21 protein-coding genes are annotated in these 25731 nt (G+C 70.4%); 12 read left to right on the top strand and 9 right to left on the bottom strand.

Translation table 11 applies throughout. From position 1 onward, the window contains the following. Positions 1–17 precede the first annotated feature (17 nt). Positions 18–1472, top strand: coding sequence for a glyceraldehyde-3-phosphate dehydrogenase (locus ABZT93_RS25240; protein WP_356108417.1), 1455 nt, complete (start codon positions 18–20; stop codon positions 1470–1472). Here ABZT93_RS25240 and ABZT93_RS25235 read toward each other — a convergent pair. The 4 genes from ABZT93_RS25235 to ABZT93_RS25220 form a co-directional block, all read right to left on the bottom strand. After that, the gene (locus ABZT93_RS25235) at positions 1451–2116 is read right to left on the bottom strand and encodes a DinB family protein (RefSeq protein WP_356108414.1); all 666 of its coding nucleotides are present in this window, start codon (positions 2114–2116) and stop codon (positions 1451–1453) included. The genes ABZT93_RS25240 and ABZT93_RS25235 overlap by 22 nt on opposite strands. A gap of 86 nt (positions 2117–2202) precedes the next feature. Then, a complete protein-coding gene (locus tag ABZT93_RS25230) occupies positions 2203–3843 on the bottom strand; it encodes a thiamine pyrophosphate-binding protein (RefSeq protein WP_356108411.1) in 1641 nt (546 codons plus the stop codon). Continuing rightward, entirely contained in the window at positions 3840–4628 is a 789-nt protein-coding gene (locus tag ABZT93_RS25225) for a cyclase family protein (protein WP_356108408.1), read from the bottom strand. The genes ABZT93_RS25230 and ABZT93_RS25225 overlap by 4 nt, the downstream gene beginning before the upstream one ends. Positions 4629–4942: 314 nt before the next feature. Beyond that, complete coding sequence (locus ABZT93_RS25220) at positions 4943–5140, bottom strand: hypothetical protein (RefSeq protein WP_356108405.1); 198 nt, start codon at positions 5138–5140, stop codon at positions 4943–4945. Positions 5141–5570: 430 nt separating this feature from the next. On the opposite strand from ABZT93_RS25220, the gene ABZT93_RS25215 reads away from it, so the two are divergent. Continuing rightward, positions 5571–6596, top strand: a complete 1026-nt coding sequence (locus ABZT93_RS25215) for a LacI family DNA-binding transcriptional regulator (protein WP_356108402.1) — start codon at positions 5571–5573, stop codon at positions 6594–6596. On the opposite strand, the gene ABZT93_RS25210 is transcribed toward ABZT93_RS25215, so the two are convergent. After that, complete coding sequence (locus ABZT93_RS25210; protein ID WP_356108399.1) at positions 6579–10508, bottom strand: glycosyl hydrolase; 3930 nt, start codon at positions 10506–10508, stop codon at positions 6579–6581. The genes ABZT93_RS25215 and ABZT93_RS25210 overlap by 18 nt on opposite strands. Before the next feature lie 240 nt (positions 10509–10748). Here ABZT93_RS25210 and ABZT93_RS25205 point away from each other — a divergent pair, with 240 nt between their 5' ends. Further along, on the top strand, positions 10749–12047 hold the full coding sequence (locus ABZT93_RS25205; protein WP_356108396.1) for an MFS transporter: 1299 nt from the start codon (positions 10749–10751) through the stop codon (positions 12045–12047). 25 nt (positions 12048–12072) lie between these two features. After that, positions 12073–13545, top strand: coding sequence for an L-fucose/L-arabinose isomerase family protein (locus ABZT93_RS25200; protein ID WP_356108393.1), 1473 nt, complete (start codon positions 12073–12075; stop codon positions 13543–13545). A 6-nt stretch (positions 13546–13551) separates the two neighbouring features. Here the strand turns inward: ABZT93_RS25200 and ABZT93_RS25195 are convergent, their stop codons facing one another. Beyond that, on the bottom strand, positions 13552–14262 hold the full coding sequence (locus ABZT93_RS25195; protein WP_356108390.1) for an FCD domain-containing protein: 711 nt from the start codon (positions 14260–14262) through the stop codon (positions 13552–13554). Between the two features lie 288 nt (positions 14263–14550). Here ABZT93_RS25195 and ABZT93_RS25190 point away from each other — a divergent pair, with 288 nt between their 5' ends. The 6 genes from ABZT93_RS25190 to ABZT93_RS25165 are packed head-to-tail and all read left to right on the top strand — an operon-like array spanning position 14551 to position 21208. Next, on the top strand, positions 14551–15447 hold the full coding sequence (locus ABZT93_RS25190; protein WP_356108387.1) for a proline iminopeptidase-family hydrolase: 897 nt from the start codon (positions 14551–14553) through the stop codon (positions 15445–15447). An 18-nt stretch (positions 15448–15465) separates the two neighbouring features. Then, positions 15466–17187 (top strand): ABC transporter substrate-binding protein, encoded by a 1722-nt coding sequence (locus ABZT93_RS25185; protein ID WP_356108385.1) that lies wholly within the window; start codon positions 15466–15468, stop codon positions 17185–17187. Then, entirely contained in the window at positions 17175–18200 is a 1026-nt protein-coding gene (locus ABZT93_RS25180; protein ID WP_356108382.1) for an ABC transporter permease, read from the top strand. The genes ABZT93_RS25185 and ABZT93_RS25180 overlap by 13 nt, the downstream gene beginning before the upstream one ends. Before the next feature lie 2 nt (positions 18201–18202). Next, on the top strand, positions 18203–19171 hold the full coding sequence (locus ABZT93_RS25175) for an ABC transporter permease (RefSeq protein WP_356108380.1): 969 nt from the start codon (positions 18203–18205) through the stop codon (positions 19169–19171). Then, positions 19164–20192, top strand: a complete 1029-nt coding sequence (locus tag ABZT93_RS25170) for an ABC transporter ATP-binding protein (RefSeq protein ID WP_356108377.1) — start codon at positions 19164–19166, stop codon at positions 20190–20192. The genes ABZT93_RS25175 and ABZT93_RS25170 overlap by 8 nt, the downstream gene beginning before the upstream one ends. Beyond that, the gene (locus ABZT93_RS25165) at positions 20189–21208 is read left to right on the top strand and encodes an oligopeptide/dipeptide ABC transporter ATP-binding protein (protein ID WP_356108374.1); all 1020 of its coding nucleotides are present in this window, start codon (positions 20189–20191) and stop codon (positions 21206–21208) included. The genes ABZT93_RS25170 and ABZT93_RS25165 overlap by 4 nt, the downstream gene beginning before the upstream one ends. A gap of 60 nt (positions 21209–21268) precedes the next feature. On the opposite strand, the gene ABZT93_RS25160 is transcribed toward ABZT93_RS25165, so the two are convergent. The 3 genes from ABZT93_RS25160 to ABZT93_RS25150 form a co-directional block, all read right to left on the bottom strand. Next, on the bottom strand, positions 21269–21739 hold the full coding sequence (locus ABZT93_RS25160; RefSeq protein WP_356108371.1) for a carboxymuconolactone decarboxylase family protein: 471 nt from the start codon (positions 21737–21739) through the stop codon (positions 21269–21271). 104 nt (positions 21740–21843) lie between these two features. Continuing rightward, positions 21844–22467, bottom strand: coding sequence for a restriction endonuclease (locus ABZT93_RS25155; protein WP_356108367.1), 624 nt, complete (start codon positions 22465–22467; stop codon positions 21844–21846). A 248-nt stretch (positions 22468–22715) separates the two neighbouring features. Continuing rightward, positions 22716–23774 carry a cellulase family glycosylhydrolase gene (locus ABZT93_RS25150; RefSeq protein ID WP_356108364.1) on the bottom strand — a complete coding sequence of 353 codons (1059 nt, stop codon included), beginning with the start codon at positions 23772–23774 and terminating at the stop codon, positions 22716–22718. 148 nt (positions 23775–23922) lie between these two features. Here ABZT93_RS25150 and ABZT93_RS25145 point away from each other — a divergent pair, with 148 nt between their 5' ends. Further along, the gene (locus ABZT93_RS25145) at positions 23923–24999 is read left to right on the top strand and encodes a LacI family DNA-binding transcriptional regulator (protein WP_356108361.1); all 1077 of its coding nucleotides are present in this window, start codon (positions 23923–23925) and stop codon (positions 24997–24999) included. Then, a complete protein-coding gene (locus tag ABZT93_RS25140) occupies positions 24996–25526 on the top strand; it encodes an AAA family ATPase (protein ID WP_356108358.1) in 531 nt (176 codons plus the stop codon). Before ABZT93_RS25145 ends, ABZT93_RS25140 begins: the two co-directional genes overlap by 4 nt. Positions 25527–25731 lie beyond the last annotated feature (205 nt).

Here is a 25731-nt window from a genome sequence, read left to right as displayed (position 1 = left end):
GCTCGAAAGAGAATTCTGTGACTGTCAAGGACGACTCGTTCACCGACTGGAAGAACCGCGAGGAGATCGCGGAATCGATGATCCCGATGATCGGGAGGCTGCACCGGGAGCGTGATGTAACGGTTCTCCTGCACAGCCGTTCCCTGGTGAACAAGTCGGTGGTCAGCATCCTCAAGACCCATCGGTTCGCCCGGCAGATCGCCGGCGAGGAGCTCTCCGTCACCGACACCCTGCCCTTCGTCCAGGCCCTCACCGCGCTGGACCTCGGCCCCTCGCAGATCGACATCGGCCGGCTGGCCGAGATCTACCAGGCCGACGACCGCGGTCTTTCGGTCGCCGAGTTCACCGCCGAGGCGGTGGCCGGCGCGACGGGCGGCAACAAGATCGACCGCCGGGAGCCGCGGGACGTCGTCCTCTACGGCTTCGGCCGCATCGGCCGCCTGGTGGCCCGGCTGCTGATCGAGAAGGCGGGCTCCGGCAACGGACTCAGGCTGCGCGCGATCGTCGTCCGGGGCGGTGGCGGGCGGGCCGCCGAGGATCTCGTCAAGCGGGCCTCGCTGCTTCGCCGGGACTCCATCCACGGCCAGTTCCAGGGCACGATCACCGTCGACGAGGCCGAGAGCGCGATCATCGCGAACGGCAACACCATCAAGGTGATCTACGCGAACGACCCGTCCGAGGTCGACTACACGGCGTACGGCATCAAGAACGCCATCCTCATCGACAACACCGGCAAGTGGCGCGACCGCGAGGGCCTCTCGCAGCATCTGCGTCCCGGCATCGACAAGGTCGTGCTGACCGCGCCGGGCAAGGGCGACGTCCCCAACATCGTGCACGGCGTCAACCACGACACGATCAAGCCGGACGAGCAGATCCTGTCCTGCGCGTCCTGCACCACCAACGCGATCGTGCCGCCGCTGAAGGCGATGGCCGACGAGTACGGCGTGTTGCGCGGCCACGTGGAGACGGTCCACTCGTTCACCAACGACCAGAACCTGCTGGACAACTACCACAAGGCCGACCGCCGGGGCCGCTCCGCGCCGCTCAACATGGTGATCACGGAGACGGGCGCCGCCTCCGCCGTCGCCAAGGCGCTGCCCGACCTGAAGGCCCCGATCACCGGCAGCTCGATCCGGGTGCCGGTGCCGGACGTCTCCATCGCGATCCTCAGCCTGCGCCTGGGCCGTGAGACCACCCGCGAGGAGGTCCTCGACCACCTGCGGGACGTCTCGCTGACCTCCCCGCTCAAGCGCCAGATCGACTTCACCACGGCCCCCGACGCGGTCTCCAGCGACTTCATCGGCTCGCGCCACTCCTCGATCGTCGACGCCGGTGCCACCAAGGTCGACGGCGACAACGCGATCCTCTACCTCTGGTACGACAACGAGTTCGGCTACTCCTGCCAGGTGGTCCGGGTCGTACAGCACGTGACCGGGGTGGAGTACCCGACCTATCCGGCGCCCGCGGTCTGATCCCCGCTGCCCCAAGGGGCCGGGCGGCGGTGCCGCTCCCGGTACAGGTCGCGCAGCAGGGCGATCTCGGCGCCGTGGTGCAGGACTTCCTGGTTGACCCACCACACGATGTCCAGGAAGGGTTCCTCGGCATCGCTGCCGTGCGGATAGGTGCAGCGGCCGACGATGTCGAGGTCGGTGTCGTCGGTGGTGCGCAGCGCGGTGCGCCAGGCGTCGGCGGCCGCGTCGAAGGCGGCGATCGCGTCGGCGGCGGTGCCGCTGACGCGGTGGTCGTCACGGGTGAGGCTGTGGGTGCCCGCCGTGTGGTCGGCGCGCAGGAGGAGCATCTCGCCGAGATGGCTCAGGCGCCACGCGAGGGTCGTGAACGGCGGCGGAACGGGATGCGGATGGGGCGCCGCGTCCCTGCCCCAGTCGCCGGTCCCGGCCAGGAAGGTGGCCCGCGCCCCGGGCCCGTCCGTACGCCGGCGGACGGACCAGCAGTCCGGCACCGGCTCCCAGAGGTACTCGTCGTCGGTCATCGCGCCGACCGGGGTCCGTGAGCCGTCGCCGCTGTCCATGACCGGCCCGGCGAGGCGGCCGGCCAGGCGCTCGCAGGACCAGTCGAACTGGTCCAGCAGCGGGGCGAGTCGAGGTCCTGCGGTCATCGGTGCTCCCCTGGGTCGTCCGGTGCGCCAGGCTGGCACACCGCGGGGCGCCCCGCTCCTGCATTTCCTCGGCCTTCGCCGCCGCCCTAGTGCCCGCGGAACGCCTCCTCCAACCACCATGCCCCGCGGTCCCGGACCACCTTGGCGTCGATCAGCAGGGGCGCGGATCGCGGGCCGGCGACCCAGTCCTGCACCGCCTTCAGATCCGTCCGCGTGTGCACGGTCACCGCCTCGAAGCCGTAGCCGCGGGCCACGGCCGCGATGTCGGTCGGCGGGAACTCGACCGTGTCGAGCGGGTGTCCGTCGGGGCCGAAGTGGTGCACCTCGGCCCCGTAACCGTCGTCGTTGTACACGACGACGACCATCGGGAGCCCGAGCCGCCGTACGGTGTCGAGGTCGGCGGCGCCCATCAGCGCGCCCCCGTCGCCGAGCGCGGCCACCGGCAGCCGGTCCGGACGGGCCAGGGCGGCGCCGATCGCGGTGGCGAGGCCGAGGCCGATCGACTGGTAGGCCTGGGTGAAGCAGAACCCGTCCTGGTCGGGCACCGACAGGAACATGCTCGGATGGCCCATGAAGTTGCCGGAGTCGACGCCGATCACCCGCTCCGCGGGGAGGATGTCGTCGAGCGCGATGCTGAGGGTGCGGGGGTCGATCCGGTCGCGGGTGCCCGTGTCCTCGTAGGGCACGTCCCGCCAGCGCAGGCGTGTGGCGAGGGCCTGGGCGATGTCGGGGGTCCGCAGGCCCTGACGTTTCCCGCCCGAGGCCGCCAGGACGTGTCGCGCGGTGAGTTCGACGTCGCCGGTGACGCCGAGATGCAGCTCCCGGTGCGCGCCGAGCGCCGAAGGGTCGTCGTCGACCTGCACCACGGTCGTGCCGACGCCGATGAGGGCGCCGTGCCGCATGGTCCACATGTTCAGTGCGCAGCCCCAGCCGACGATCGCGTCGGCGCCGCCGATGAGTTCGGCCGCCAGAGGGGACGCGAAGCCGCCGGACACGTCGAGCGACCAGCGGTTGTCGTGGAACAGGCCGCGTGCCACGGCCGAGGTCGCCAACAGCGCGCCGCAGCGCTCGGCGAGGGCTTCGAGGGCGTCCCGGGCGGCGGGTGAGCGTGCGCCGCGGCCGGCCACGAAGACCGGGCGCCGGGACTGTTCCAACACCCGGGTCAGAGCCGCCACTTCGGACGCGGCCGGTTCGACGGCCGGTCGCGGCGGCGGGGGTGCCGCCTGGGCGAGGGCCCCGTCGGGGGCGTCCAACGCCTGTACTTCCAGGGGGAGGTTGAGGAGCACCGTGCGCCGCTCGTGCAGAGCACGCCGCACCGCCGCGCACGCCTGTTCCACGGCGTCCTCGGCCGAGGTGATCCGCAGCGGCACCGCGCCCACCGCCACCGCCAGCGCGTCCTGGTCGACGTAGAAGTTGGAGGTCGGCCGGGTGACCTCGGCCGCGAGCACCACGAGCGGTGTGCGGCTCTTGGCCGCCTCGGCGATCCCGGTCATCGCGTTGGTCAGCCCGGGCCCCTGGTGGACGCTGAGGGCGGCCACCGTGCCGCTCACGCGCGCGTACGCGTCGGCCATCGTCGCCGCACCGCCCTCGTGGCGCGCGGCGACGAAGCGGGCACCCGCCGCGACCAGGGCGTTGGTCAGATGGAAGTTCCCGGATCCGACGACGCCGAAGACCTGCTCGACCCCCGCCGCGTGCAGGGCCCGTCCGACGGCCTCAGCGACCTTCATGACCGCTCCACGAGCGCCAGCACGCGCGCGGGTGAGCCGGAGCCCGCGACGATGGGCAGCGGTCCCGCGATGACGACGCTGCCGGTGGCGGGCAGTGCGGCGAGGTTCTGGAGCTGGGTCAGGCCGTACTTGTCGCTGCCCATCAGGAAGGAGTGGCAGGGGAAGGGGGGCTCGAAGGAGTGCCCGCGCCCGGCGTCCGTACCGACCGTCTCCACACCGAGGCCGATCACGGGGGACTCCTCGGCCACCCAGCGGGCGCACTCCGGCGACAGACCCGGCGTGTGCGGGCCGTTCTCGTCGGCGTTCAGGAAGGCCTCCTGGGAGTGCGAGCGGGTCTCCCAGCCGGTGCGCAGGAACAGCCAACCCCCGTCCGGCAGCGGTTCGTTGCGCTCCTCCCATGCCTTGATGTGGTCCACCTCCACAAGGAAGTCGGGGTCCTTGGCCGCCTCGGCGGTGAAGTCCAGTACGGCGGCGGGGGCGATCAGCCGCTGCGGCGGGACGGACGCCACGTCGGCGAGGTCCTTTCCGGTGACCCAGTGGTTCGGGGCGTCGAAGTGGGTGCCGGTGTGCTCGCCGCTGCGGAAGTTGTTCCAGTACCAGGCCGGTCCACGGTCGTCGTACCGGCTGATCTCCTCCAGCTCGAAGATCGCCGTCTGGCCGAACTGCGGCGGGAGCTGGATCACCGGTGTGGACGAGGACAGCGGCGAGGTGAGATCGACGACCTCGATCGAACCGGCCCGCAGTGCGGACACCAGCGCGGCGAGAAGGGACGGCTGCTCGTGCATGAGGGCCTCCTGAAACGCTCCGGGACCGCCAGCATGTCATCTACCGTGCCGTCGAAACCCGGTTCGCCGGTCAGGAGCCGGCCGGTGAGGCGGACAGGTCCTGGACGGTCCCGTTGGCGGCGGGCCGGTCGCCACCATGCTCACCGACGGACTCGTCGTGCGCGTGCCCGTTCCCACCAACGACGCAGCTCATCCAGGTTGCCGCCGGACGCACGGAGGCACGGACGCGTTCTGGTTCCCTCGCCCACTGACGCTGTCGAGGACACACGACGGGCCCCGGATCGTCAGATCCGGGGCCCGTGGCAGGTGTTCGGTCAGTTCACGCCGACGTGGGCGTCGGCGCCGAGCGCGAGACCCGCGGCGGAGACGGAGGCACCGGCGTCGGCGCAGACCTCGAGGTGCGCCACCTGGAGGTGGAGACCGGCGGTGGTCGCGGCGGCGACGCCACCGGAGACGTTGTCCAGGTCGGCGTCGTCGAGCTCGGTGGCCTCGATGTGGGGTGCGACGTTCATGGCGCGCGGTTCCTTTCGCATGAGCAATCCTCAAGGAGGGGAGGGACACCGGATGGAAGCACGCTGTGCATGGACACGGCCAGTCGGCCGGCGGCGCCCCACGGTGCTCCTTCACAGGATGTGCTGCCATGGCGCCTGACCCTTCGTCGCGGTGCGTTTCCGAAGACGGACACTTCACCACCAAAGAGCCCCGCCCCGGTGCGGCCATGACCACCGTTCAGTTTCCGCGTGACCGAGCAGTGAACGCTGTGCAGGTTCGCCGGTTTTTCGATGCGGCTCAGCCGAAGTCGACGTCGGTGAACTTCCAGGACTCCTCTGCCTCCGGTGCGGAAAACGTTTTATCCGCCGCCGGGGTAGACTTGCGTCGCCCGAGGGGATCAGCGCCCGAGGACCAGGTCATGCCTGGTCGTACCGCTGCAACAGCGAGGGGGTGGACGCCATTTCGCTTCGCCCCGCCCGAATCCAGGACGTCGCGGCAGCCGCCGGGGTCTCGGTCTCCACGGTGTCGAACGTCCTGAACCGGCCCGAGCGGGTCAACGCCCGCACGGCCGAGCGGGTCCGCGACGCGGTGGCCGCACTGGACTACGTCCCCCATCCGGGAGCCGCCGGTCTGCGCACCGGGCACTCGTCGTCGATCGGCCTGGTGCTGCCGGACGTCGCCAACTCCTTCTACTCACGCATCGCGCGCGGCGCCGCGGACGCGGCGTACGAACACGGCTACTCCCTCGTCCTGTGCGACAGCGGCGACGCGCCGGAGCGGGAGCAGGGCTACTTCACCATGCTCATCGAACAGCGGGCGGTCGGCGCGGTGGTGGTCCCGCTCAGCGCCGACCCCACCCGGCTGTCGCGGCTGCGCGAGCGCGGCATCCCGCTCGTACTGGCGGACCGTGCGATGCCTGCCCAGGAGGGCTGCTCGGTCTCCGTCGACGACATCGCCGGCGGCCGCATCGCCGTGCAGCACCTCCTGGACCGGGGGGCACGCGACATCCTGGTGGTGAACGGTGAGCGCACGATCCGGCAGTGCGCCGACCGCTACCAGGGCGCCCGCCAGGCCGTGCGCACCCGGCGGGAGGCCCGCCTCGGCCAGGTCGTCGCCGAGGAGATGACGGTGGCGTACGGCAGCGAGATCGCCCACAGCCTCGACGAGTTGCCCGACGGGGTGTTCTGCACCAACGACTTCCTCGCGGCGGGGCTGTGCCGGGCGCTGGGCGAGCGCGGTGTGAAGGTCCCGGAGGACGTGCAGGTGGTCGGGTACGGCGACCTGGACATCGCGAGCTTCGTGGGCACGACGCTGACGACGGTCCGTCAGCCGGTCGAGGAGCTCGGCCGGGCAGCCGTGGAGATGCTGCTGGACGAGGTGGAGGCCCGCGCGGAACACGCCCATGAGGCAAGGGTGTTCGCGCCGGGGCTGGTCCTGCGGGACTCCACCCGGACTTCCTCAGACGCGCCTTTCTAGCCTCACCGGCCCCAGCAGTCCCGATGGAAGCTGGGAGGGGAAGGCCCAGGCGGTCGGCGTGGCCTCGGCGAGATACGGGGCCAGGGTGTTGTGGACGGTCACGTCGAGCCGGACGGTACGTCCGGCGGTGCCGCGCAGTTCGAAGCGGTACGGCGCGCAGAACGCCTCGCCGACCAGCTCGCCGTCGACACACACCTCGACGCTGCCGCGCACCCGTCCCAGATCCAGCACCGGATCAGGCCCGGCCGGCACCTCCAGGGTCCGCGCGTAGGTCACGCCGCCGCTCCAGCCGCCCAGGCCCAGCTCACCCCACTCCCCCAGCGGCAGGGGCGCCGGTACCGTGCGCACCCGTACCGGTCCCCGCCAGGCGGAGCCACCGCGCAGGACGGCAGTGGGGGCGGTGACAACCTCGCACTCAGCCGCCTTGTGGAGTGGTTGGTCCAGTGTCAACTCATGCCCTTCGAGGGCCCGTTCCGGGCCGCCGTCGATCCTCACCCGGGCGGGAAGCTCCAGGGGCAGGTCGAGTGACACGGTCCCCGCCGGCACGGTGAACCGGAAGCGCTGCCCGGCCTCCCGGAGATCGTCGGTGGACCGCAGCGGCAGTACGGGGGAGCCGAACTCCGGGGCGCCGGCCAGCCATTCGGCCCCGGGCAGCGGGTGCGGCCGTACGGCGGCGCCGCAGTGCTGCAACTCCCCCCAGCGGCCCGTGTGTTCGACAGTCGGCCCGTGCCACTCCCCCGTCCGGGCCTCCCAACCCGGACCGCTGACCAGGGCGGTCGTATCCGCCACGAGGTCGACGTAGATCCCGTCCCGCGCGTCGACGCTGTCGGCCACGACGTCGAGGAGGTGATCGCCGCCGTCCAGCGTCAGTTCGTGCCGGAAGAACATCGGTACCGCGCCCCAGTCGGACTCGTAGTACTCGGCCTTCTCCTGCCGTGCGACGACGGCTCCGTCGAGCAGCACGGACACGCCGACCGCGGCGCCCACGACGAGGACCGCCGTCGCTCCCCGGCCCGGGACGCCGATCCGGCCGCGGTAGGTCACGCTGCCGTCCGGTCGTACGCCGTCGGGCAGGCGCATGAACTGCGGGCGCCGGGTGAAGGCGTCCGGGCGGGACAGGCAGAAGTAGCTGCCCAGCGGGGTGCCGGCGGCACCCGAGATGATCTGCGGGCGGTCGAGTGCGTCGGAGAGCTCGTACTCCAGCACGTTGCGGGCCTGCTCGACCTCCACCCTGGCCGACGCCAGATAGCCGCCGCCCGTCTCCAGCAGACTGCCGTTCCACCACACGCGTTTGACCGCAGCCGCGCCGACATGCAGGTCGGCGGGCCCTCGGTGGTCGGTCTCCACGACGGCCCTGACCCGGGCGACCGTCCCGCTCACGGGCACCGCCACTCGTACGAACTCCTCCGGCACCAGGCCCTTGTTGCCGAGCAGACCGTCGGGATCCGGGATGCCACGACTGGACGAGTACAGCGAGACGCCCCAGTCCGTGGGGGCCAACTCCCGCTCACCCGACAGGACTTGTTCGACAGCGGCGCGGTCCAGAGGCGTCGGGACCTGTGCGGAGGGCACGGGCTCAAGGACGCGGACGCGGTTGCCGTAGGTCGCCCGTACCGGCTCCCAGGCGTCCTCGGTCTCGGTCCACCGCATGGTCCAGATCTGCGGTTCGGCGAGAGGGGCTCCGGCGGGCAGGGCGAGGTCGCCCCAGGTGTTGTCCAGGGTCGGCGCGAGGCGTCCTTCCCAGCCGGTCGACAGGTCGATCGACTCGGTCGGCTCCGTGGGTGACGGGGGTACAGCGTCTGCCGGCGGGCCTTCGCGCCATACGACGAGCGCGGCCGGGGCACCCTCCAGGGGCACCTCGACGGTCGAGACGCCGTCGGTGACGGTGACCCGCGCCGGGCGGCGGGTGCCGGTCGCCGGGTTCCAGATCTCGGCCTCGCCGACCTGGGCCCGCACGGTGACGGAGGAGGTGCGGGCGTAGCGCGCGGGGTCGATCTCGTGGTGGCCCCTGGGCGGATGCGTACGGGCGTCGGGGAATGCCCCCGTGACCAGTGCGACCGCCTCGTCGCCCTTCCTCCTGACGAGCAGCGGTACCTCACCCGTCGCGTATCCGGCGGCGTCGGCCACCGCCGCCGCACCGGCCTCGGCATCGGTCACCCGCTCCAGTCGGGGATGGTCCAGCAGTGCGGCTACGACGGCGTCGTCACCGGCGAGCCCGGCCGCCTGTGTCGGCGGCCGGCCGACGACCACGACCCGTCCTCCGGCGTCGAGGAGTTCGGCCAGTCGGCGGGCCGTCTCGTGTTCCAGAACGCTCGCCGAGGGCAGCAGGACCGCGGAGTACGCCAGGTCCCTGATGCGCAGGGCCCCGTCGCCGGCCTTGGCTCCCTGCACGGAGGCGTCGTCGATGACGTCGAAGGAGACACGGTGGCGGTCGAGGGCGCCGACAGCGGGCCGGAGCCAGTTGTTGGTGCCGCACAGCTCCAGGTAGTGGCGCTGAGTCTCGTCGACGTCGGCGTGGGCCTCGCCGAGGCCGCCGTCGCCGAAGTGCTGGACGGGTACGTCCAGGGGGATGAGGGACTGCATGGTGGCGGTGGGGTGCAGGACCGCGACGTCGGCGCTGTAGGTGCCCCAGGACAGGATCGAGCAGATCCGGGCGACGGCCCGGGAGAAGGCGGCGTACTGCCGCCAGTAGGGCTGGCGCCAGTCGGTGGACGGCGGCGCCCACTCGAACCAGCCGCCCGCGGTGCCGAAGTAACTGGCGTGCGGGTTGTAGAGGTTGGCGCCGCTGCGCAGGAACGGCAGCAGCCAGTCGTAGGTCTCCTCCAGGGTGCCGCCCCAGCCGGAGGAGTGGAACGACTCGATCCACACGCGCTCGTGGCCGTAGAGGTGGGCCATCGAGGAATGGACCTTGGCGTCGCCGTGGTGGTCGCTGCCGGCGGCGCTGTACCAGCGGTGGGTGCGGAAGTAGTCCGTGTAGAGCTGCGTCGACTGGGCCGGGAAGCCGGAGCGGGCGGGGTGGCTCTGGTCGCAGCCGAGCAGCAGACCGCGCTCCTCGTGCCAGGCGGCGAGGGGGCGGAACAGGGCTTCTTCGGTGAGTTCGGCACGGACGGCGTAGTAGTCGGCTCGGATCTTCCGGGCCCGGGTGGTGTCGCGCCCGCTCTCGCGGAACAGGGCGGGGAGGTGGTCGAGGAGGTCGTAGCCGCGCCGGGTCCGGAACTCCTCGGGGAAGCGGCCGGTCCAGGAGTTGGTGGCGGGCAGCTCGTCCTGGAAGCTGCCCGCGATGACATTGCCCAGGTACTCGGGTACGCGTCTGTCGTACTCGCGGTGGATGGCGTCGAACAGGAGGCCGACGGCCGCGGGGTTCAGATAGTCGAAGGCCGTGGGGACGGCGAAAACCAGGCGCACCTCGGTGCCGTCGGGGGCCTCGATCCGCGCCGGGCCGGTGACCGGCAGGCGTGCGCCCGAGCTGTCGTAGGCCGCCAGCAGTGTCTCCATGCCCTGTAGCCCGACCGTGCCGCCCGAGACCACCGCCCGGCGCGAGCGCAGGCCACGGCCCGCCGCCTCGGGGTGCCGTCGGGTGATGCTCCCCTGGACGTTGGCGCCGGAGAAGCCGATCTGGTCGTAGAACCACAGGCGCATGCCCAGGTCCCCGGCGAGCTCACAGGTGTCCGTGAAGCGGGCCCACCACTCCTCGCCGAACCACACCGGGTCGTCGGTGCGGGCGCCGAAGGTCGGACCGGCCGGTGCCAGGTTGATCACCACGAGGTTGTGGACGCCGCCCTCCGCGAACCGGCGCAGCTGCCAGGCCAGCCGGTCCCGGGTGACCTTCGCGCCGGACCACCACCACAGCGGGGTGGGACCGAAGTCCCGGGGCGGATCGTCGAACATCTGTCGCAGGGCTGGAGAGATCACGGATGGGTCCTTCCGACTACGGCCCGGACACTCTCACGGATCAAAAACGTTTTACGTCCACCTCACCGTAGGACACCTCAACGACACCCACCAGAGCTGCGGGGCCGTCAGGCCGTCTCCACGGATGGCCGCATGACGTCTTGTTGGAACGTTTTTACGCTCCTATAGTCGCTGGACATCGGCCGAGAACAGCGACGTCCCCCTCCGCTCGGACCCCCTCTCCCCAGACGGAGCCGCATCATGGCCCGAACCTCGCCTGCCTCCGACCAGCCGGAACCGCCCATCGAGAAGCGCCTGTGGAAGGTCGCGGCCCTCTCCGGCATGGCGTCCTATCTCGATGCCGCCCTGATAGTCAGCATCGGCGTCAACCTGGCCATCTACCGGGACGCCTTTGACATGGGCGTCTGGATGGCGGGGGCGATCAGCGCGATCGTCACCATCTGCATCGCCGTCGGCTCCCTGGTCGGCGGACGGCTCGCCGACGTCTTCGGCCGACGCCGCCTCTACAACCTGGACATCCTCTGCTACGCCCTCGGGGCGATCGTCATCACCCTGGCGCCCGACGACATCACCCTTCTGGTCGGTGTCCTGCTCGCCGGTCTCGCGGCCGGTGCCGACCTGCCGACGTCCCTGGCCGTGGTCTCGGACGCGGCTCCCGATCACGCCCGAGGGCGGCTCATCGCGTTCACGCAGGTCATGTGGATGATGGGCATCATCGTCGTGGTCTTCGTCGGCTTCGCCCTCTCGGACACCGGCATGCTCGGGGCCCGCCTCATCACCGGCCATCTGGCGGTCGCCGCCCTGGTCACCTGGCATCTGCGCTCCAAACTGGAACTGGCCACCGGCCCGGACCCGGAGCAGGACCAGGTCGCGGTCGAGAAGCCGGCCGCGGAGCAGGGTGTCGCGCTGAGGAACGTCTGGAGCCGGGCCGCCCTGGTGCCCATGCTCGCGACCTTCGCCTTCTACGTCACCTGGGGTCTGGGCGCCAACACGATGGGCCAGTTCACGACGTATCTGCTGGTCACCGTCAGTGGTGCCTCACAGAGCGTGGCGACCGGCATCAACCTCGCCTGTCTGCCGATCGGCCTGCTGCTGACCTTCGCCTTCGTCCGGATCGCCGACGGCCCGCGGCGCGACCGGATGTTCTACGTCACCACGGTGCTGCAGATCGCTGCCTTCGCCATCGCCGCGCTCACCGTGGGCTCCATCGTGGGCTTCCTCGTCTTCTACCTCCTCTACCAGCTGTGCTATCCCTTCGCGGGTGAGGCCAACTACAAGGTGTGGTCGCAGCTGACGCTGCCCGCGGACACCCGGGGCACCACGCAGGGGATCACCTACGCCATCTCGCGAGGGGTCTTCGCGGGCGTCGCGTTCGTCACGCCCGCGCTGCTCGACCGGAGTCCCAGCCTGTTGCTCTGGGTGATCACCGGCTGCATGGCACTGTCGGCGGTCGCGGGCGTCTACATCGTGCGTGTCCTCGTTCCCCGCGCGTCCCCGGCCGCCACCGCTCCGGCGGACCTCAAGGTCGCGCAGACCTGAACCGAATCCCGAAGGAGCGCCGACCATGGCGACGACCGAATCCACCCCGACGTACGCCGGTGAACGGGAAGCAGGACTGGGCGAGTTGCTCCCGCCCGTGACCCGGCGCCGCCCGCGGATCGGGCTGGTCTCCGGCGGCCTCGGCACCTACTGGCCGCAGTTCCCCGGTCTGCTGCCGCAGTTGAAGGAGTCGGCGGCCTATGTCGCCGACCGGCTGGGGCAGTTGGACGCGGAGGTGACCGACGCCGGGTTCGTCTCCGACGCGCAGGAGGGCGCGGCGGCCGCCGAGCGACTGCGGCGGGTGGACTGCGATCTGATCGTGCTGTTCCTGACGACCTATCTGACCTCGTCGATGGTGCTGCCGATCGCGCAGCGCACGAACACCCCGGTGCTGGTCGTCGACCTCCAGCCGTCCGAGCGGATGGACCACGCCTCCTTCGACACGGGCGACTGGCTGGCGTACTGCTCGCAGTGCTCGGTGCCGGAGGTCGGCAATGTCTTCCGCCGGGCCGGCATCCCCTTCCGGTCGGTGTCGGGGTGGCTGCGGCAGGAGTCGGCGTGGCGGCGCATCGAGCGGTGGGTGCGGGCGGCGCACGTCCGGGCCGCGCTCCGGCACGCCCGGCACGGGCTCATGGGGCACGTGTATCCCGGGATGCTCGATGTGCAGACCGATCCGACGCTGCTGTCGGCGACGTTCGGCTCGCACGTCGAGGTGCTGGAGTTCGACGATCTGCGGCACCGGGTGGAGAAGGTGACGGAGGCGGAGACCCGGGAGCGGGTGGAGCTCGCCCGGCGGATCTTCACCGTCGACGAAAGCGTGGTCGACGAGGACTTCGCCTGGGGGGCGACCGTGTCGGTGGCGCTCGACCGGCTGGTGGACGACTTCGGTCTCGACACCCTCGCCTACTACCACCGCGGGCTCGACGGCGAGCAGCACGAGCGGCTGGGCGCCGGCATGATCCTGGGCGCCTCCCTGCTCACCGCCAGGGGGGTGCCCGCGGCCGGTGAGTTCGAACTGCGCACCAGCCTCGCCCAATTGGCCTCGCAGAGTGTCGGTGCCGGGGGTTCCTTCACCGAGATCCAGGCGCTGAACTTCGAGGACGGCGTGGTGGAGATGGGGCACGACGGGCCCGCCCATCTCGCGCTCAGCGCCCGCGATCCGTTGCTGCGCGGCCTCGGTGTCTACCACGGCAAGCGCGGCTGGGGTGTCAGCGTGGAGTTCGACGTGCGGCACGGGCCCGTGACCCTGCTCGGGCTGGGCCAGGACGCCGACGGCAGCCTGTCGTTCATCACGTCGGAGGGCACGGTCGTGCCGGGTCCGCTGCTGGAGATCGGCAACACCACGAGCAGGGTCGACTTCGGCCGGGATCCCGGCGAGTGGGTGGACGCGTGGAGCGCGACGGGGGTCGGGCACCACTGGTCGCTGGCGGTGGGTCGCCACGGCGCCGACTTCGGGGCCGCGGCGAGTCTGCTGGGGATCGAGCACCGGGAGGTGTAGCCCAGGTCAGGGGGCCTCGGCCGCCCGTACCCGGGCCAGGACGCCCCGGATCATCTCGGCGCTGATCATGAAGTGTTCCCGGGCGATCCCCTCCGCGCGCTCCGGCTCGCCCGCCGCGACGGCCTCGTAGAGCGACCTGTGCCCGTGACCGGCCTGTTCATGGTGGGAGCGCTCGCCCTTCCCCCACGGCTCGATCGGGAAGCCCAGACTGATCCGGGTCAGCAGGTCCCGGCTGAGCTGGGCGATCTGCGGATTGTGGGTGGCCGCGCAGATCGCCCGGTGGAACGCGCTGTCGGCGGCCTGCTCCTCGCGGGGTGTGCTCGCGCAGAGGTGTGCCTCCAGCGCCTCACGCATCGGCTCCAGGTCCTCGGGGCGCCGGCGCCGGGCAGCCGTCGCGGCAACCATGCCCTCCACCAGCCCGCGCAGATCGAAGAGTTGCTCGAACTCCTCCCAGCGGGGCAACAGCGTGCGGCGGACCGCGGCGCCGGAGGACTCGGTCCAGCTGTCGCGGACGAACGCTCCGCCGTTGCGGCCCCGGCGGATCTCGATGACCCCCAGCGCCAGGAGGCGTGCGACCGCCTCGCGCACGGTGGGCCGGCTGACGTGCAGAAGCGCGGTGAGCTCGCGTTCGGCAGGCAGCCGCTCGCCCGGCAGGAAGTCTCCGACGGCGATCGCCGTGAGCAGCCGGTCGGCGACCTCGTCGACCGCCGAGTTCACCCGGACCGGACGCAGCGAGGACGACGGACCGTCGCCGAGCAGGACCCGATCGAGAACGCGCGAGAACTCGTCACCGGGTTCAGGTGCGGATGTCAGTTGTCCTCCTGTGAGTCGCCGTTTCTGTAAACGCGCACGGGCCACGTGAACCCGCTGTTACGTCTTTCCCTCACCCCGCTAAAAGGTCTTGTGGACTGACCTTTTGCCCCCTCACTATCGCATGCATCCGTCACATCCCAACGATTTTCAGACAGCGGTCGGCTGGTACCGACCGGTCTGGGAGGCTTCCCCGTGGCGATCCCCGAACCGAACCACACCGGAACCGTCGACTTCAACGGCCATTCCACCTGGTACCGGATCACGGGCGAACCGGGCAGGACACCTCTGGTGGTCCTGCACGGCGGCCCCGGTGCCGGCCACCACTACACGCTCAGCATCGCGGGCATCTCCGAGCAGGGCCGCCCCGTGATCCACTACGACCAGCTCGGCACCGGGTTCTCCACCCATCTGCCCGACAAGGGCGCCGATTTCTGGACCGTCCAGCTCTTTCTCGACGAACTGGACAACCTGCTCAAGGAATTGGGCATCGCCGACGGCTACCACATCCTCGGTCAGTCCTGGGGCGGCATGCTCGCCGCCGAGCACGCGGTCCGCCGCCCGCCCGGACTGCGCGGACTGGTCATCGCCAACTCCCCCGCGTCCATGCGGCTGTGGCTCGAGGCCGCGGCCGAACTGCGCGCCGGACTCCCCGAGGAGATCCAGCGCACCCTGCACGCCCATGAGGTGGCCGGGACCACGGACCACCCCGACTACCGGGCGGCCGAACAGGTCTTCAACGACCGCCATGTGTGCCGTCTGACGCCCAACCCGCCCGAGGTACAGGCCACTTGGGACAACATCGCGGCCGATCCGACCGTGTACCACACGATGAACGGCCCCAATGAGTTCCATGTGGTCGGCACCCTCAAGGACTGGTCGGTCATCGACCGGCTGCATCTGATCGACGTGCCGACGCTGCTGGTGTCCGGGCGCTTCGACGAGGCGACCCCCGAGACCGTCCGCCCCTTCGCCGACCGCATCCCCGATGTGCGCTGGCACATGTTCGAGCATTCGAGCCACATGCCGCACGTCGAGGAGGAGCAGCTGTACCTCCGGGTCGTCGGCGAGTTCCTCGACTCCACCGACTGACCCCGGGAGTTCCCAGCCATGTCCCGCAATACCAGACGGGGCGCGTTCGCCGCCGCCACCGTCGCCCTCACGCTCACCGCGGCCGCCTGTTCGTCCTCCTCCGACTCGGGCTCCTCCTCCGGCCCCGACGCCTCCTCCTCCAGCTCCTCCGCCTTCCAGTCCCAGCACAAGGGCGGCACCCTGAAGCTCGTCGCCCACGCCGCCGCGGGCAGCTTCGACCCGCAGGTCAACTACACGCTCCAGTACTGGCAGTTGTTCCAGTCGATGTACGACGGGCTGCTCGCCTTCAAGAAGGTGGGCGGGCAGGAGTCCTTCACCGTCGTCCCCGACCTGGCCACGGCCATGCCGAAGGTGACCAACGGCGGCAAGACCTACACCTTCACGCTCCGCAAGGGCGTCAGCTTCTCCAACGGCAAGGCCCTGACCACCGACGACGTGGTGGCGTCCTTCCAGCGGATCTTCAAGGTGTCCAGCCCCACCGCGGGGACCTTCTACAACGGCATCGTCGGCGCCGACGCCTGTCTGAAGACGCCGGCCTCCTGCACCCTGTCCAAGGGTGTGATCGGTGACGCCAAGGCCGGCACGATCACCATCAACCTGACGGCCGCGGATCCGGAGTTCGAGTACAAGCTGGCCGTCCCGCACGCCGTCGTCGTACCGAAGGACTCACCGACGAAGGATGCCGGGACCAAGCCGCTGCCCTCGACCGGGCCGTACATGGCGGCGTCGTACGACCCCAACCGGGCGCTCAAGCTGGTCCGCAACCCGCACTTCAAGGAGTGGTCGCGCGAGGCCGAGCCGCAGGGCTATCCGGACGCCGTCGACTACACCTTCGGCCAGACCGTGGAGTCCGAGGTGACCGCCGTCGAGAACGGCCAGGCCGACTGGATGTACGATCCGCCGCCCGCCGACCGCCTCAACGAGATCGGCACCAAGTACGCCTCGCAGGCGCATGTGAACCCGCTGACGGCGTTCTGGTACGCGACGCTCAACGTCAACATGGCTCCCTTCAACAACAAGCTGGCGCGTCAGGCGATCAACTGGGCCGTGGACCGGTCCGCCGTGGTGCGGCTGTACGGAGGCACCAACCTCGCCTCTCCCGCGTGCACGGTCCTGCCCCCCGGCTTCCCCGGGCACGTCGAGTCGTGCGACTACACCAAGGGCGGCGGTACGACCTGGAAGGCCGCGGACCTCGCCAAGGCCAAGGAGCTCGTGAAGCAGTCCGGTACGGCGGGGCAGGAGGTCGGCATCGTCGTCCAGGACGACGACGTCAACAAGTCAATCGGCCAGTACCTGCAGAGCCTGCTCACCCAGCTCGGCTACAAGGCGACGCTCAAGCCGCTGTCGGGGAACATCCAGTTCACCTACATCCAGAACACCAAGAACAAGGTGCAACTCGCCCTGACGTCCTGGTACCAGGACTATCCCGCGGCCTCCGACTTCCTCAACGTGCTGCTGTCCTGTGCGAGTTACCACCCCGGCAGCGACTCCAGCATCAACATCTCCGGGTTCTGCGACAAGGGTGTCGACGCGAAGATGCAGGCGGCGCTGAAGACCTCGGGGACCGACAAGGCGAGCGCCGACAAGCAGTGGGGTGCCGTGGACCAGGCGGTGATGGCCCAGTCGCCGGTGGTACCGCTGATCAACCCGAAGATGATCGACTTCACGTCGACGCGGGTCGGCAACTACCGGTTCAGCAAGCAGTTCTACATGCTGGTCGGGCAGTTGTGGGTGAAGTGACCCTGTCCCCGTCGGCAGGGGCCCGGCGCTCGCCGGGCCCCTGGCGGACCGCCGCCGGCGACCTGCTGCGCAACAGGACGGCGCTGGCCGCCGCCGCGGTCCTGCTCCTCGTCGTGCTGGCGACCCTGTGCGCCCCGCTCTACGCGGACCACATCGCCCACACCGACCCTTTCCAGTCCCATGTCTCCGGTACCACTGTCGTGGACGGCAAGACCGTGCCGGTGCTCACCCCGAGCAGCACCGGCCTCGGCCTCGGCGTCACCCCGATCGGCCCGACCTGGGACCCCGCGCACTACTTCCTCGGCGCGGACAACCAGGGCCGGGACGTGCTGGCCCGCCTGCTGTACGGCGGCCGTACGAGCCTGTTCATCGGGTTCACGGCGGCGCTGCTCACCTGCGTCGTCGGTACGGCCGTCGGGGTCGTCGCCGGGTACGCGGGCGGGGTCGTGGACGCCGTCATCTCGCGGGTCCTGGACGTCGTGTGGGCGTTCCCGGTCTATCTGCTGGCCATCTGTCTGTCGGTGGTACTGCTCACCAACGGTCTGAAGCTGGGCCCTGTCACGGTCGACGCGGGAAGTCTCTGGCTGCCCGTCACGATCATCGCGGCGATCTATGTGCCGTACATCGCCCGGCCGTTGCGCGGTCAGGTGCTGGTGCTGCGCAACAAGGAGTACATCCAGGCGGCCATCGGCTCCGGCGCCCCCACCCCACGCATCCTGCGCCGGGAGGTGCTGCCGAACGTGGTGCCGACGGCGATCGTGTTCGTCCCGCTGATGACCGCGCTGGCCATGCTCACGGAGTCCGCGCTGTCCTTCCTGTCCGTCGGGGTCCAGCCACCCGACGCCAGCTGGGGAACGATCATCGAGGACGGTCTGGGGCTCCTGTACACCCGGCCCGCCGTGACGATCGCGCCCGGTCTCCTGATCGCCCTGACCACGGCCGCGCTCAACGTCCTCGGCGACGGGGTGCGCGACGCGCTCGACCCGGGCGCCCGGCTGCGCGGAGGGGTGTGAGCATGCTCGTCTTCGCCCTCAAGCGCTTCGCCTCGGCCCTGCTGGTGATGTTCGCGATCAGCGTGCTGGTGTTCCTGATCTTCTTCGCCACCCCGGGAGTCGACCCGGCGGCACGCATCGCGGGCCGCAACGCCGACCCGGCCACCCTCGCCCAGGTGCGGCACTCCTTCGGCCTGGACCGGCCGATGCCGATCCGCTATCTGCTGATGATGCGTCACCTGCTGGTCGACCGGGATCTGGAGTCGTTCGTCAACCGCGGCTCCCGGGTCATCCCGCAGATCATCCAGGCCACCCCCGTGACGCTGTCCCTGGTCATCGGCGCTGCCCTGATCTGGATGACGGCCGGCATTCTCATGGGCACGGCCGCGGCGACCCTGCGCGGCCGGGCCGCCGACCCGCTGATCATGCTGGTAGGCGTGGTCGGCGTCTCGCTCCCGGCCTACTGGCTCGGCGAGGTCGTCAACCTCCTCACCCAGAAGCAGCTGCACGACTCGCTCTTCTCCTGGGTGCCCCCGCCCGGCTACGTCGGTCTCGGCCGGGACCCCGGCCAGTGGGCGCTGCACATGCTCTTCCCCTGGCTGACCCTCGCCCTGCTGTACGCCGGGATCTACGCCCGGCTGCTGCGCGGCGAGGTCGTCACCGCACTGAACGAGGACTACGTCCGTACGGCCCGCGCCAAGGGGCTGTCGGAGCGGCGGATCCTGCTCCGGCACGCCCTGCGCTGCTCGCTGATCCCGATCGTGTCGCTGTTCGGCCTGGACTTCGGCGCGCTCGTCGGCGGGGCCGCGCTCCTCACCGAGGTGGTCTTCGGCCTGCCCGGCATCGGCAAGCTCACCTTCGACGCCCTGCAGAACCTGGATCTGCCCGTGATCATGGGCACGGTTCTGTACGCGGCGTTCTTCGTGGTCCTCGCCAACGCCCTGGTGGACATCCTGTACGCGCGACTCGATCCGAGGGCCCGCCATGCCTGAACCGCTGCTGGACGTACGTGACCTGCGCGTGCGCTTCCGCACCCGCCAGGGGCTCGTCACCGCCGTCGACGGTCTCTCCTTCTCCGTCGCTCCCGGCGAAGTCCTGGGCGTGGTGGGCGAGTCGGGCTCCGGCAAAAGTGTGTCCATGCTCGCTGTGCTGCGCCTGCTGACCAACCCGAACGTGACCGTGACGGGTGAAGTCCTCTTCCGCGGACGCGACTTGCTCACCCTGCCCGACAAGGAGATGCGTGCGGTGCGCGGCCGGGAGATCGCGATGGTCTTCCAGGACCCGATGACCGCCCTGACCCCGGTCTACACCGTGGGCTGGCAGATCGCCGAGGCGATCCGGGCGCACGAACAGGTCTCCCGCAAGGAAGCACACGCGCGTGCCGTCCGGCTGCTCTCCGACGTCGGCATCCCCGACGCGGCCACGCGGGTGAACGCCTATCCGCACGAGTTCTCCGGCGGGATGCGTCAACGCGCGGTCATCGCGATGGCGCTCTCCTGCAGCCCCTCGCTGCTGATCGCCGACGAGCCGACGACGGCACTGGACGTCACGGTCCAGGCGCAGATCCTCGATCTGATGCGGGAACTCAACGCAGGGGGCTCCGCGATGGTGCTCATCACCCACGACATGGGCGTGGTCTCCCAGATCGCCGACCGGGTCCTGGTCATGTACGGCGGCAGGGCGGTCGAGGAGGGCCCGCGGCGGGCGGTGTTCCACGGCCCGCGACACCCGTACACCTGGGGTCTGCTCGACTCGGTGCCCCGGGTGGGCGGTCCCCGGCTGCGGCGACTGCCCACCATCGCGGGTGTGCCGGTCGCACCGGGTGACGTTTCGGACGGGTGCGCGTTCGCCCCGCGTTGCCGGCTGCGCCACGACCTCTGCGAGGAGCGGCCCGCACTGTCGGCGGGTGGTGGTGACGCCGCCCATCTGGACGCGTGCTGGCTGCCGCCCGACGACCGTGCGGGACTGCGGCTGACGGCCGACGAAGACGTGAACACGGAGGCGGCGTCGTGACAGCACAGGAGATCGTGACAGTGGACGCGGCGGCACCCCCCGGCGAGGTCCTGTTGCGTGCCACGGACGTCGCCAAGCACTACCCCGTGCGCGGAAGACGCCAGGTGCTGCGCGCCGTCGACGGGGTCTCCCTGGAGGTGCGCGGCGGCGAGACCCTCGGCGTCGTCGGGGAGTCCGGCTGCGGCAAGTCCACCCTCGGCCGGTGTCTGGTCCGGCTCACCGAACTCACGGGCGGACGCGTGGAGTTCGACGGTCAGGACATCTCCACGCTGTCCGCGCGACGGCTGCGTCCGGTACGGCCGGGCATGCAACTGGTCTTCCAGGACCCGCATGCCTCGCTCAACCCCCGTCGTCGCGCCGGGGACATCGTGGCCGAGCCGCTGCTCGTGCACCGGTACGGCAACGCGTCCGCGGTCCGCCGCAGGGTCCGGGAACTCTTCGACGTCGTGGGACTGGCGGCGGCCCATCTGGACCGCTATCCGCACGAGTTCTCCGGCGGTCAGCGCCAACGCATCGGTATCGCACGCGCCTTGGCGACGAATCCGAAGCTGATCGTGGCCGACGAACCGGTGTCCGCGCTGGATGTGTCGATCCAGGCGCAGGTGCTGAACCTCTTCGCCGATCTTCAGGAGGAATTCGGTCTCACGTACGTCTTCATCGCGCACGATCTCGGTGTGGTCCGTCATGTGTCGGACCGGATCGCCGTCATGTATCTCGGTGAGATCGTCGAGCTCGCCGGCACGGAGGCGTTGTACTCGGACCCGGCCCATCCGTACACGCAGGCCCTGCTGTCGGCGGTACCGGACATCGACGACGGGACGTTCGCGGAGGACGGCCCGCCCCGGGAGCGCATCGTGCTGACGGGAGAGGTGCCCAGTCCGGCGGACAAGCCGACGGGGTGCCCCTTCCGCACCCGCTGCCCGTACGCCCGGGACCTGTGTGCGGTGGAACGCGCGCGGCTCACACCGCAGGCCTCCGGCCGTCAGGTGGCCTGCCACTACCCGCTGGCCGGCTGAGGCTGCGCGGTCGGGCCCGGGGTCTGCAGCCCCCGGGTCCGGCCGGCCGGTCCGTCAGGCTCAGCCGAACTGACCGACCACGTAGTCGCCGGCCGGCTGCTGGGTCATGACGTTCAGCCGGTTGAAGGCGTTGATGACGGCGATCAGGGAGACCAGGGCGAGGAGCTGCTCCTCGTCGTAGTGCTTGGCCGCGTTCTCCCAGACCTCGTCCGAGACGCCGGTCCCGTCCGCGATGCGGGTGCCCTGCTCCGCCAGCTCCAGCGCGGCCCGCTCGGCCTCGGTGAAGACCTTGGCCTCACGCCACGCGGCGACCATGTGGAGGCGCTGCGCGGTCTCGCCCGCCGCGGCGGCCTCCTTGGTGTGCATGTCGAGGCAGAACCCGCAGCCGTTGATCTGGCTGGCGCGGATCTTCACCAGTTCCTGGGTGGTCATCGGCAGTCCCGAGTCCGTGACCACCTTGCCCGCGGAGGCGAAGTGCTTCAGCAGCTTGCCGGCCAGCGGGCTGGTGAAGACGTTGAGTCGGGCTTCCATGGTGTGCTCCTTCGGCTGTTGTCGTTGGCTACACACCTATGACTGTTGGGCCCGGCGGTTTGTGACACGTCAGAATGTGACCTGGGTCTCCCTCAACCGGTGTCTCAGCCGCCGTACGCCTGCTTCCAGCGGGTCCGGTGCCGGGCGTCGCCCTGGCCGCGGCCGTTGACCCCGGTCAGCGACATGAGGGAGGCCCCGTTGTTCCACAGGCCGAGCAGGTCGCGGTGCACGGCGAGGATGTCGTGCTCCACCGCGAACCTCTCGGAGGGGCCGGTGAAGCGTGAGGTCGTCACGAACACGGCCACGTCGGCGCGGAAGTGCACCCGGGCGCCCAGCAGATCGCGCAGTTCGCGGTTCGGGATCGCCCGGCTCGGTGCGTACCGCTTGCACTGGACGACCATGGTCCGCCCGTCCGGCAGCCGCCCGAGGACGTCGGCGCCGTTGTCGCCCGCGCCGCCCACCCGCCGGACCTCCGAGCACCCGTCACGCCGGCACAGCCCCGCGACCAGTTCCTCGAACTCGGTGCCCGTCATGACGTCCACCTCGGCGAGGGTCCGTCGGCCGGCCTGGACCGCGTCCTCCTCGCGCCAACGACGGTCCCGGCCGCGCAGCAGCCGGTCCGTGCGCCACAGCCGCCATCCGATCGCCCCCGCGCCACCGACCAGCAGGAAACCCAACAGATACGGCCACACGCTCGTCCAGAACACCACCAGAAGGGCAAGCGCCACCGCGCCCGCTCCTGCACCCCACCTGATCCTCGACGCCCGCCTTCTGCGAGCGGCCGTACCCCGTCGACGCCTGGCCATGGCGACCTCCCCCGGTGCCTGTCCGTGTCCCTGTCCATGTACCTGTCCTGGAGTCTGGGCAGTTCAGGGAGGCGTGGGTAGGGCGTGAGTCGGCCATGTCCGAACGGTTGCCGTGGACAGCGGTCGGCCGCGGTACCGGAAGGCACCGCGGCCGAACAGAGTGGGCGGGATCAGCCCTGGACGGGCTTGCCGCGTCCCCAGGCCCAGGCGAGGCGGTCGGCGCCGGTCTGGTTGGTGGTCTCCAGCCACGGACGGCTCGCCGGACCGACGAGCTTCTGCACCGAGTAGATGTCGTCGGTGCGCAGGCCCGGCCAGTACACCGAGCCCATCTTCAGCTCGCGGAAGGTGTCGGTGACGGCCTGGATGAAGTTGACGTAGTTGTCGTCCGGGGTCTTCACGTTGTAGTTCAGACCGGTCGTCATCGGCGCGCCGAACTCGTCCGCCACGGTCCGGTTGGCGCAGTCGCCGATGCGGACCTTCAGGTCGGCCACCCACTCGTCGTAGGTGGCGTACGACTTCCAGAAGCCGTAGTGGTGCAGCGACAGGTAGGTGCCCTTCAGGCGCGGGTCGGCGCACACCGTGGTGACGTGGTCGTTGTAGCCGGCGCCGCTGACGAAGACGCGGTTGCGGGGCACGGACTTGTAGGTGTCCAGCCACTTCGCGGCGATGTCGGCCCACTGCGTGTCGGTGTAGCCGTGCGGCTCGTTCATCGGCTCGAAGTAGACCCGGGAGTTGCCCTTGTAGGCCTTGACGACGGTGTTCCACATCGGCCAGTAGGTGGCCTCGTCGTCGATGTAGCCGTCCTTGCGGTCGCCTGTGCCCTCCCAGTACGACACGATGACCTTGAAGCCGTGGGCCGTCGCGGCGTCTATGACGCCCTTGTACGACTTCCAGTAGGAGCCGTTGACGGTGTACGGGTTGATCGGCAGCCGGACGGTGTTGGCGCCGAGGTTGGCGCGGAACGCCGAGATGATGCGGCTCGCCTTGGTGTACGTCTGGGCGTAGGTGTCGGAGGTCGACAGGCCCGACAGCTGGAGCTCGTCGTCGGCGAAGTTGTCGCGCGGGTCGGCCCAGTTGACGCCCTTGAACTGGGTCGTGTCGGTGGTCGGCGCGGCGGCGGAGGCGGGGCTGCCGGTGAGGGTGGCGCCGCTGATCGCGGCGATCGCGACGGCGACGAGCGAGGCACGCAGCCTCGGGGCGCGACGGGTGCTGACGGGGGTCTTGCGCATCGACCAAACCCTTTCGGAATGACAGCATGTTTACGTAAACATGGCGGCGCCGGAATCGTGGCATCCGCCTCGGCGACCGTCAAGGTTTCCCACACGTAACATCCGGTGCGACACGCAACACGGTCGTGTGTGGACGGAGGAGGCAGCAGTGGTGGAGCGGGGAGGATCCGGTGTCCCCGGAGGCAGACGCAAGCAGCGCGTGTCCATGGCCGACGTGGCCAGGCTCGCGGGCGTCTCCTCGCAGACCGTCTCGCGGGTCTCCAACGGTCACCCGGGGGTGATCAGTTCGACGCGCGAGCAGGTCCTGGCGGCGATGCGGGAACTGGGTTACCGGCCCAACAGTGCCGCGCGGGCGCTGCGGTACGGCCAGTTCAACACCATCGGCGTGATCCTGTTCAGCCTGTCCTCCACGGGCAACAGCCGCACGGTGGAGGCGATCGCCACGCACGCGGCGGCCGAGGGGTACGCGATCACCCTGATCCCCATCGACGTCCCCACGCAGGACAACGTCCTGGGCGCCTTCACGCGCATGGGCGAGCTGGCCGTCGACGCCGTCATCGTCATCATGGAGATCCATCTCCTCGACGCCGGGACGGTGCAGCTGCCGCCCGGGGTGCATGTCGTCGTGGTCGACTCCGACGCGGGCGACCGCTACAGCGTGGTCGACACCGATCAGGCGGACGGCGCGCGGAAGGCCGTACAGCATCTGCTCGACCTGGGCCATCGGACCGTCTGGCACGTGACCGGTCCGCAGGCGTCCTTCGCGGGGCAGCGCCGGGCCCAGGCCTGGCGTGCGGTGCTCCGGGAGGCGGGACGGCCGGTGCCGCCCGCGCTGTACGGGGACTGGTCGGCCGAGTCCGGCTACGCGGCCGGACTCGTGCTCGCCGACCCACCTGACTGCACGGCCGTGTTCGCCGCCAACGACCAGATGGCGCTGGGGCTGCTGCGGGCGTTCCACGAGCGGGGGCTGTCCGTGCCGTACGACGTCAGCGTGGTCGGTTTCGACGACTTCCCCGACGCGGCGTACTTCGTGCCGCCGCTCACCACCGTCCACCAGGACTTCGCGGAGGTGGGGCACCGCTGCGTCCAGAAGGTGCTTCAGCAGATCCGCGCCGGCGGGGGCGGACAGCCCGGTACCGATCTGGTGCCGACCAGCCTGGTCGTGAGAGGGAGCACGGCCCCACCCCATCACGCCACGCACGCCGAACGTGGAGGACGACTGTGATCGTCTGGGTCAACGGGGCTTTCGGCAGCGGCAAGACGACGCTCGTGGAGGAACTGCGACCGCGGTGGCCCCAGGCGCTGGTCCTCGACCCGGAGATGGTCGGCTACGTGCTGCGGGAGATCGTGGACGTGCCGACCGGCGACTTCCAGGACCTGCCGCTGTGGCGGCGGCAGGTCGCGAACCTGGCCGTCGGCCTGGTCGCGGAGTACCAGCGTCCGCTTCTGGTCCCCATGACGCTGGTGAACCCGGGCTATCTGGAGGAGATCTTCGGCGCCCTGAAGGACGCGGACATCGTCGTCCATCACTTCTTCCTCAAGGTCGCGCCCGAGGTCCTGGTACGCCGGATCGACGATCGGAGCTTCTTCCCCGACGACCCGGCCCGCGAGGAACGGGTGCGGGCCTGGTGCAAGGCCCGCATCGAGGCGTGCACGGCTGCGGTCGACACCCTGCCCGGTGACACCGTGTTCCTCGACGGCGGGTCGACCCCGCGGGAACTGGCCGACCAGGTGCTCGCCCACATCGGTTGACCATGCCCCGAGGGGGGGAGCCCGCAGCATCGCTTCCTGGAGCGAGGGAAACGGGCGCTGGTCGACGTCGGGCCGCTGCGCGTGCGCGACGGTCGGTGAGGTGGCGTCAGAAACTGCCGGCGGTCCATCTCTGCGAGTTGCCGCCCTGTCCCTCGGTCCGCCCACGGCACTCTGCCCGCAGCGGGGGCAACCCTACCCCTCCCTA

The sequence above is a fragment of the Streptomyces sp. NPDC005303 genome, assembly GCF_040607335.1.
GTDB lineage: Bacteria > Actinomycetota > Actinomycetes > Streptomycetales > Streptomycetaceae > Streptomyces.
Note: the sequence above shows the minus strand (reverse complement) of the source record. Positions and strands in the feature narration are given on the sequence as shown.

What these genes read in the sequence shown, in the direction of transcription:
- ABZT93_RS25235 (WP_356108414.1), bottom strand. Translation starts at nt 2,116, where the DNA reads ATGACCGCAGGACCTCGACTCGCCCCGCTGCTGGACCAGTTCGACTGG.
- ABZT93_RS25230 (WP_356108411.1), bottom strand. Translation starts at nt 3,843, where the DNA reads ATGAAGGTCGCTGAGGCCGTCGGACGGGCCCTGCACGCGGCGGGGGTC.
- ABZT93_RS25225 (WP_356108408.1), bottom strand. Translation starts at nt 4,628, where the DNA reads ATGCACGAGCAGCCGTCCCTTCTCGCCGCGCTGGTGTCCGCACTGCGG.
- ABZT93_RS25220 (WP_356108405.1), bottom strand. Translation starts at nt 5,140, where the DNA reads ATGAACGTCGCACCCCACATCGAGGCCACCGAGCTCGACGACGCCGAC.
- ABZT93_RS25205 (WP_356108396.1), top strand. Translation starts at nt 10,749, where the DNA reads ATGGCCCGAACCTCGCCTGCCTCCGACCAGCCGGAACCGCCCATCGAG.
- ABZT93_RS25200 (WP_356108393.1), top strand. Translation starts at nt 12,073, where the DNA reads ATGGCGACGACCGAATCCACCCCGACGTACGCCGGTGAACGGGAAGCA.
- ABZT93_RS25185 (WP_356108385.1), top strand. Translation starts at nt 15,466, where the DNA reads ATGTCCCGCAATACCAGACGGGGCGCGTTCGCCGCCGCCACCGTCGCC.
- ABZT93_RS25175 (WP_356108380.1), top strand. Translation starts at nt 18,203, where the DNA reads ATGCTCGTCTTCGCCCTCAAGCGCTTCGCCTCGGCCCTGCTGGTGATG.
- ABZT93_RS25170 (WP_356108377.1), top strand. Translation starts at nt 19,164, where the DNA reads ATGCCTGAACCGCTGCTGGACGTACGTGACCTGCGCGTGCGCTTCCGC.
- ABZT93_RS25160 (WP_356108371.1), bottom strand. Translation starts at nt 21,739, where the DNA reads ATGGAAGCCCGACTCAACGTCTTCACCAGCCCGCTGGCCGGCAAGCTG.
- ABZT93_RS25150 (WP_356108364.1), bottom strand. Translation starts at nt 23,774, where the DNA reads ATGCGCAAGACCCCCGTCAGCACCCGTCGCGCCCCGAGGCTGCGTGCC.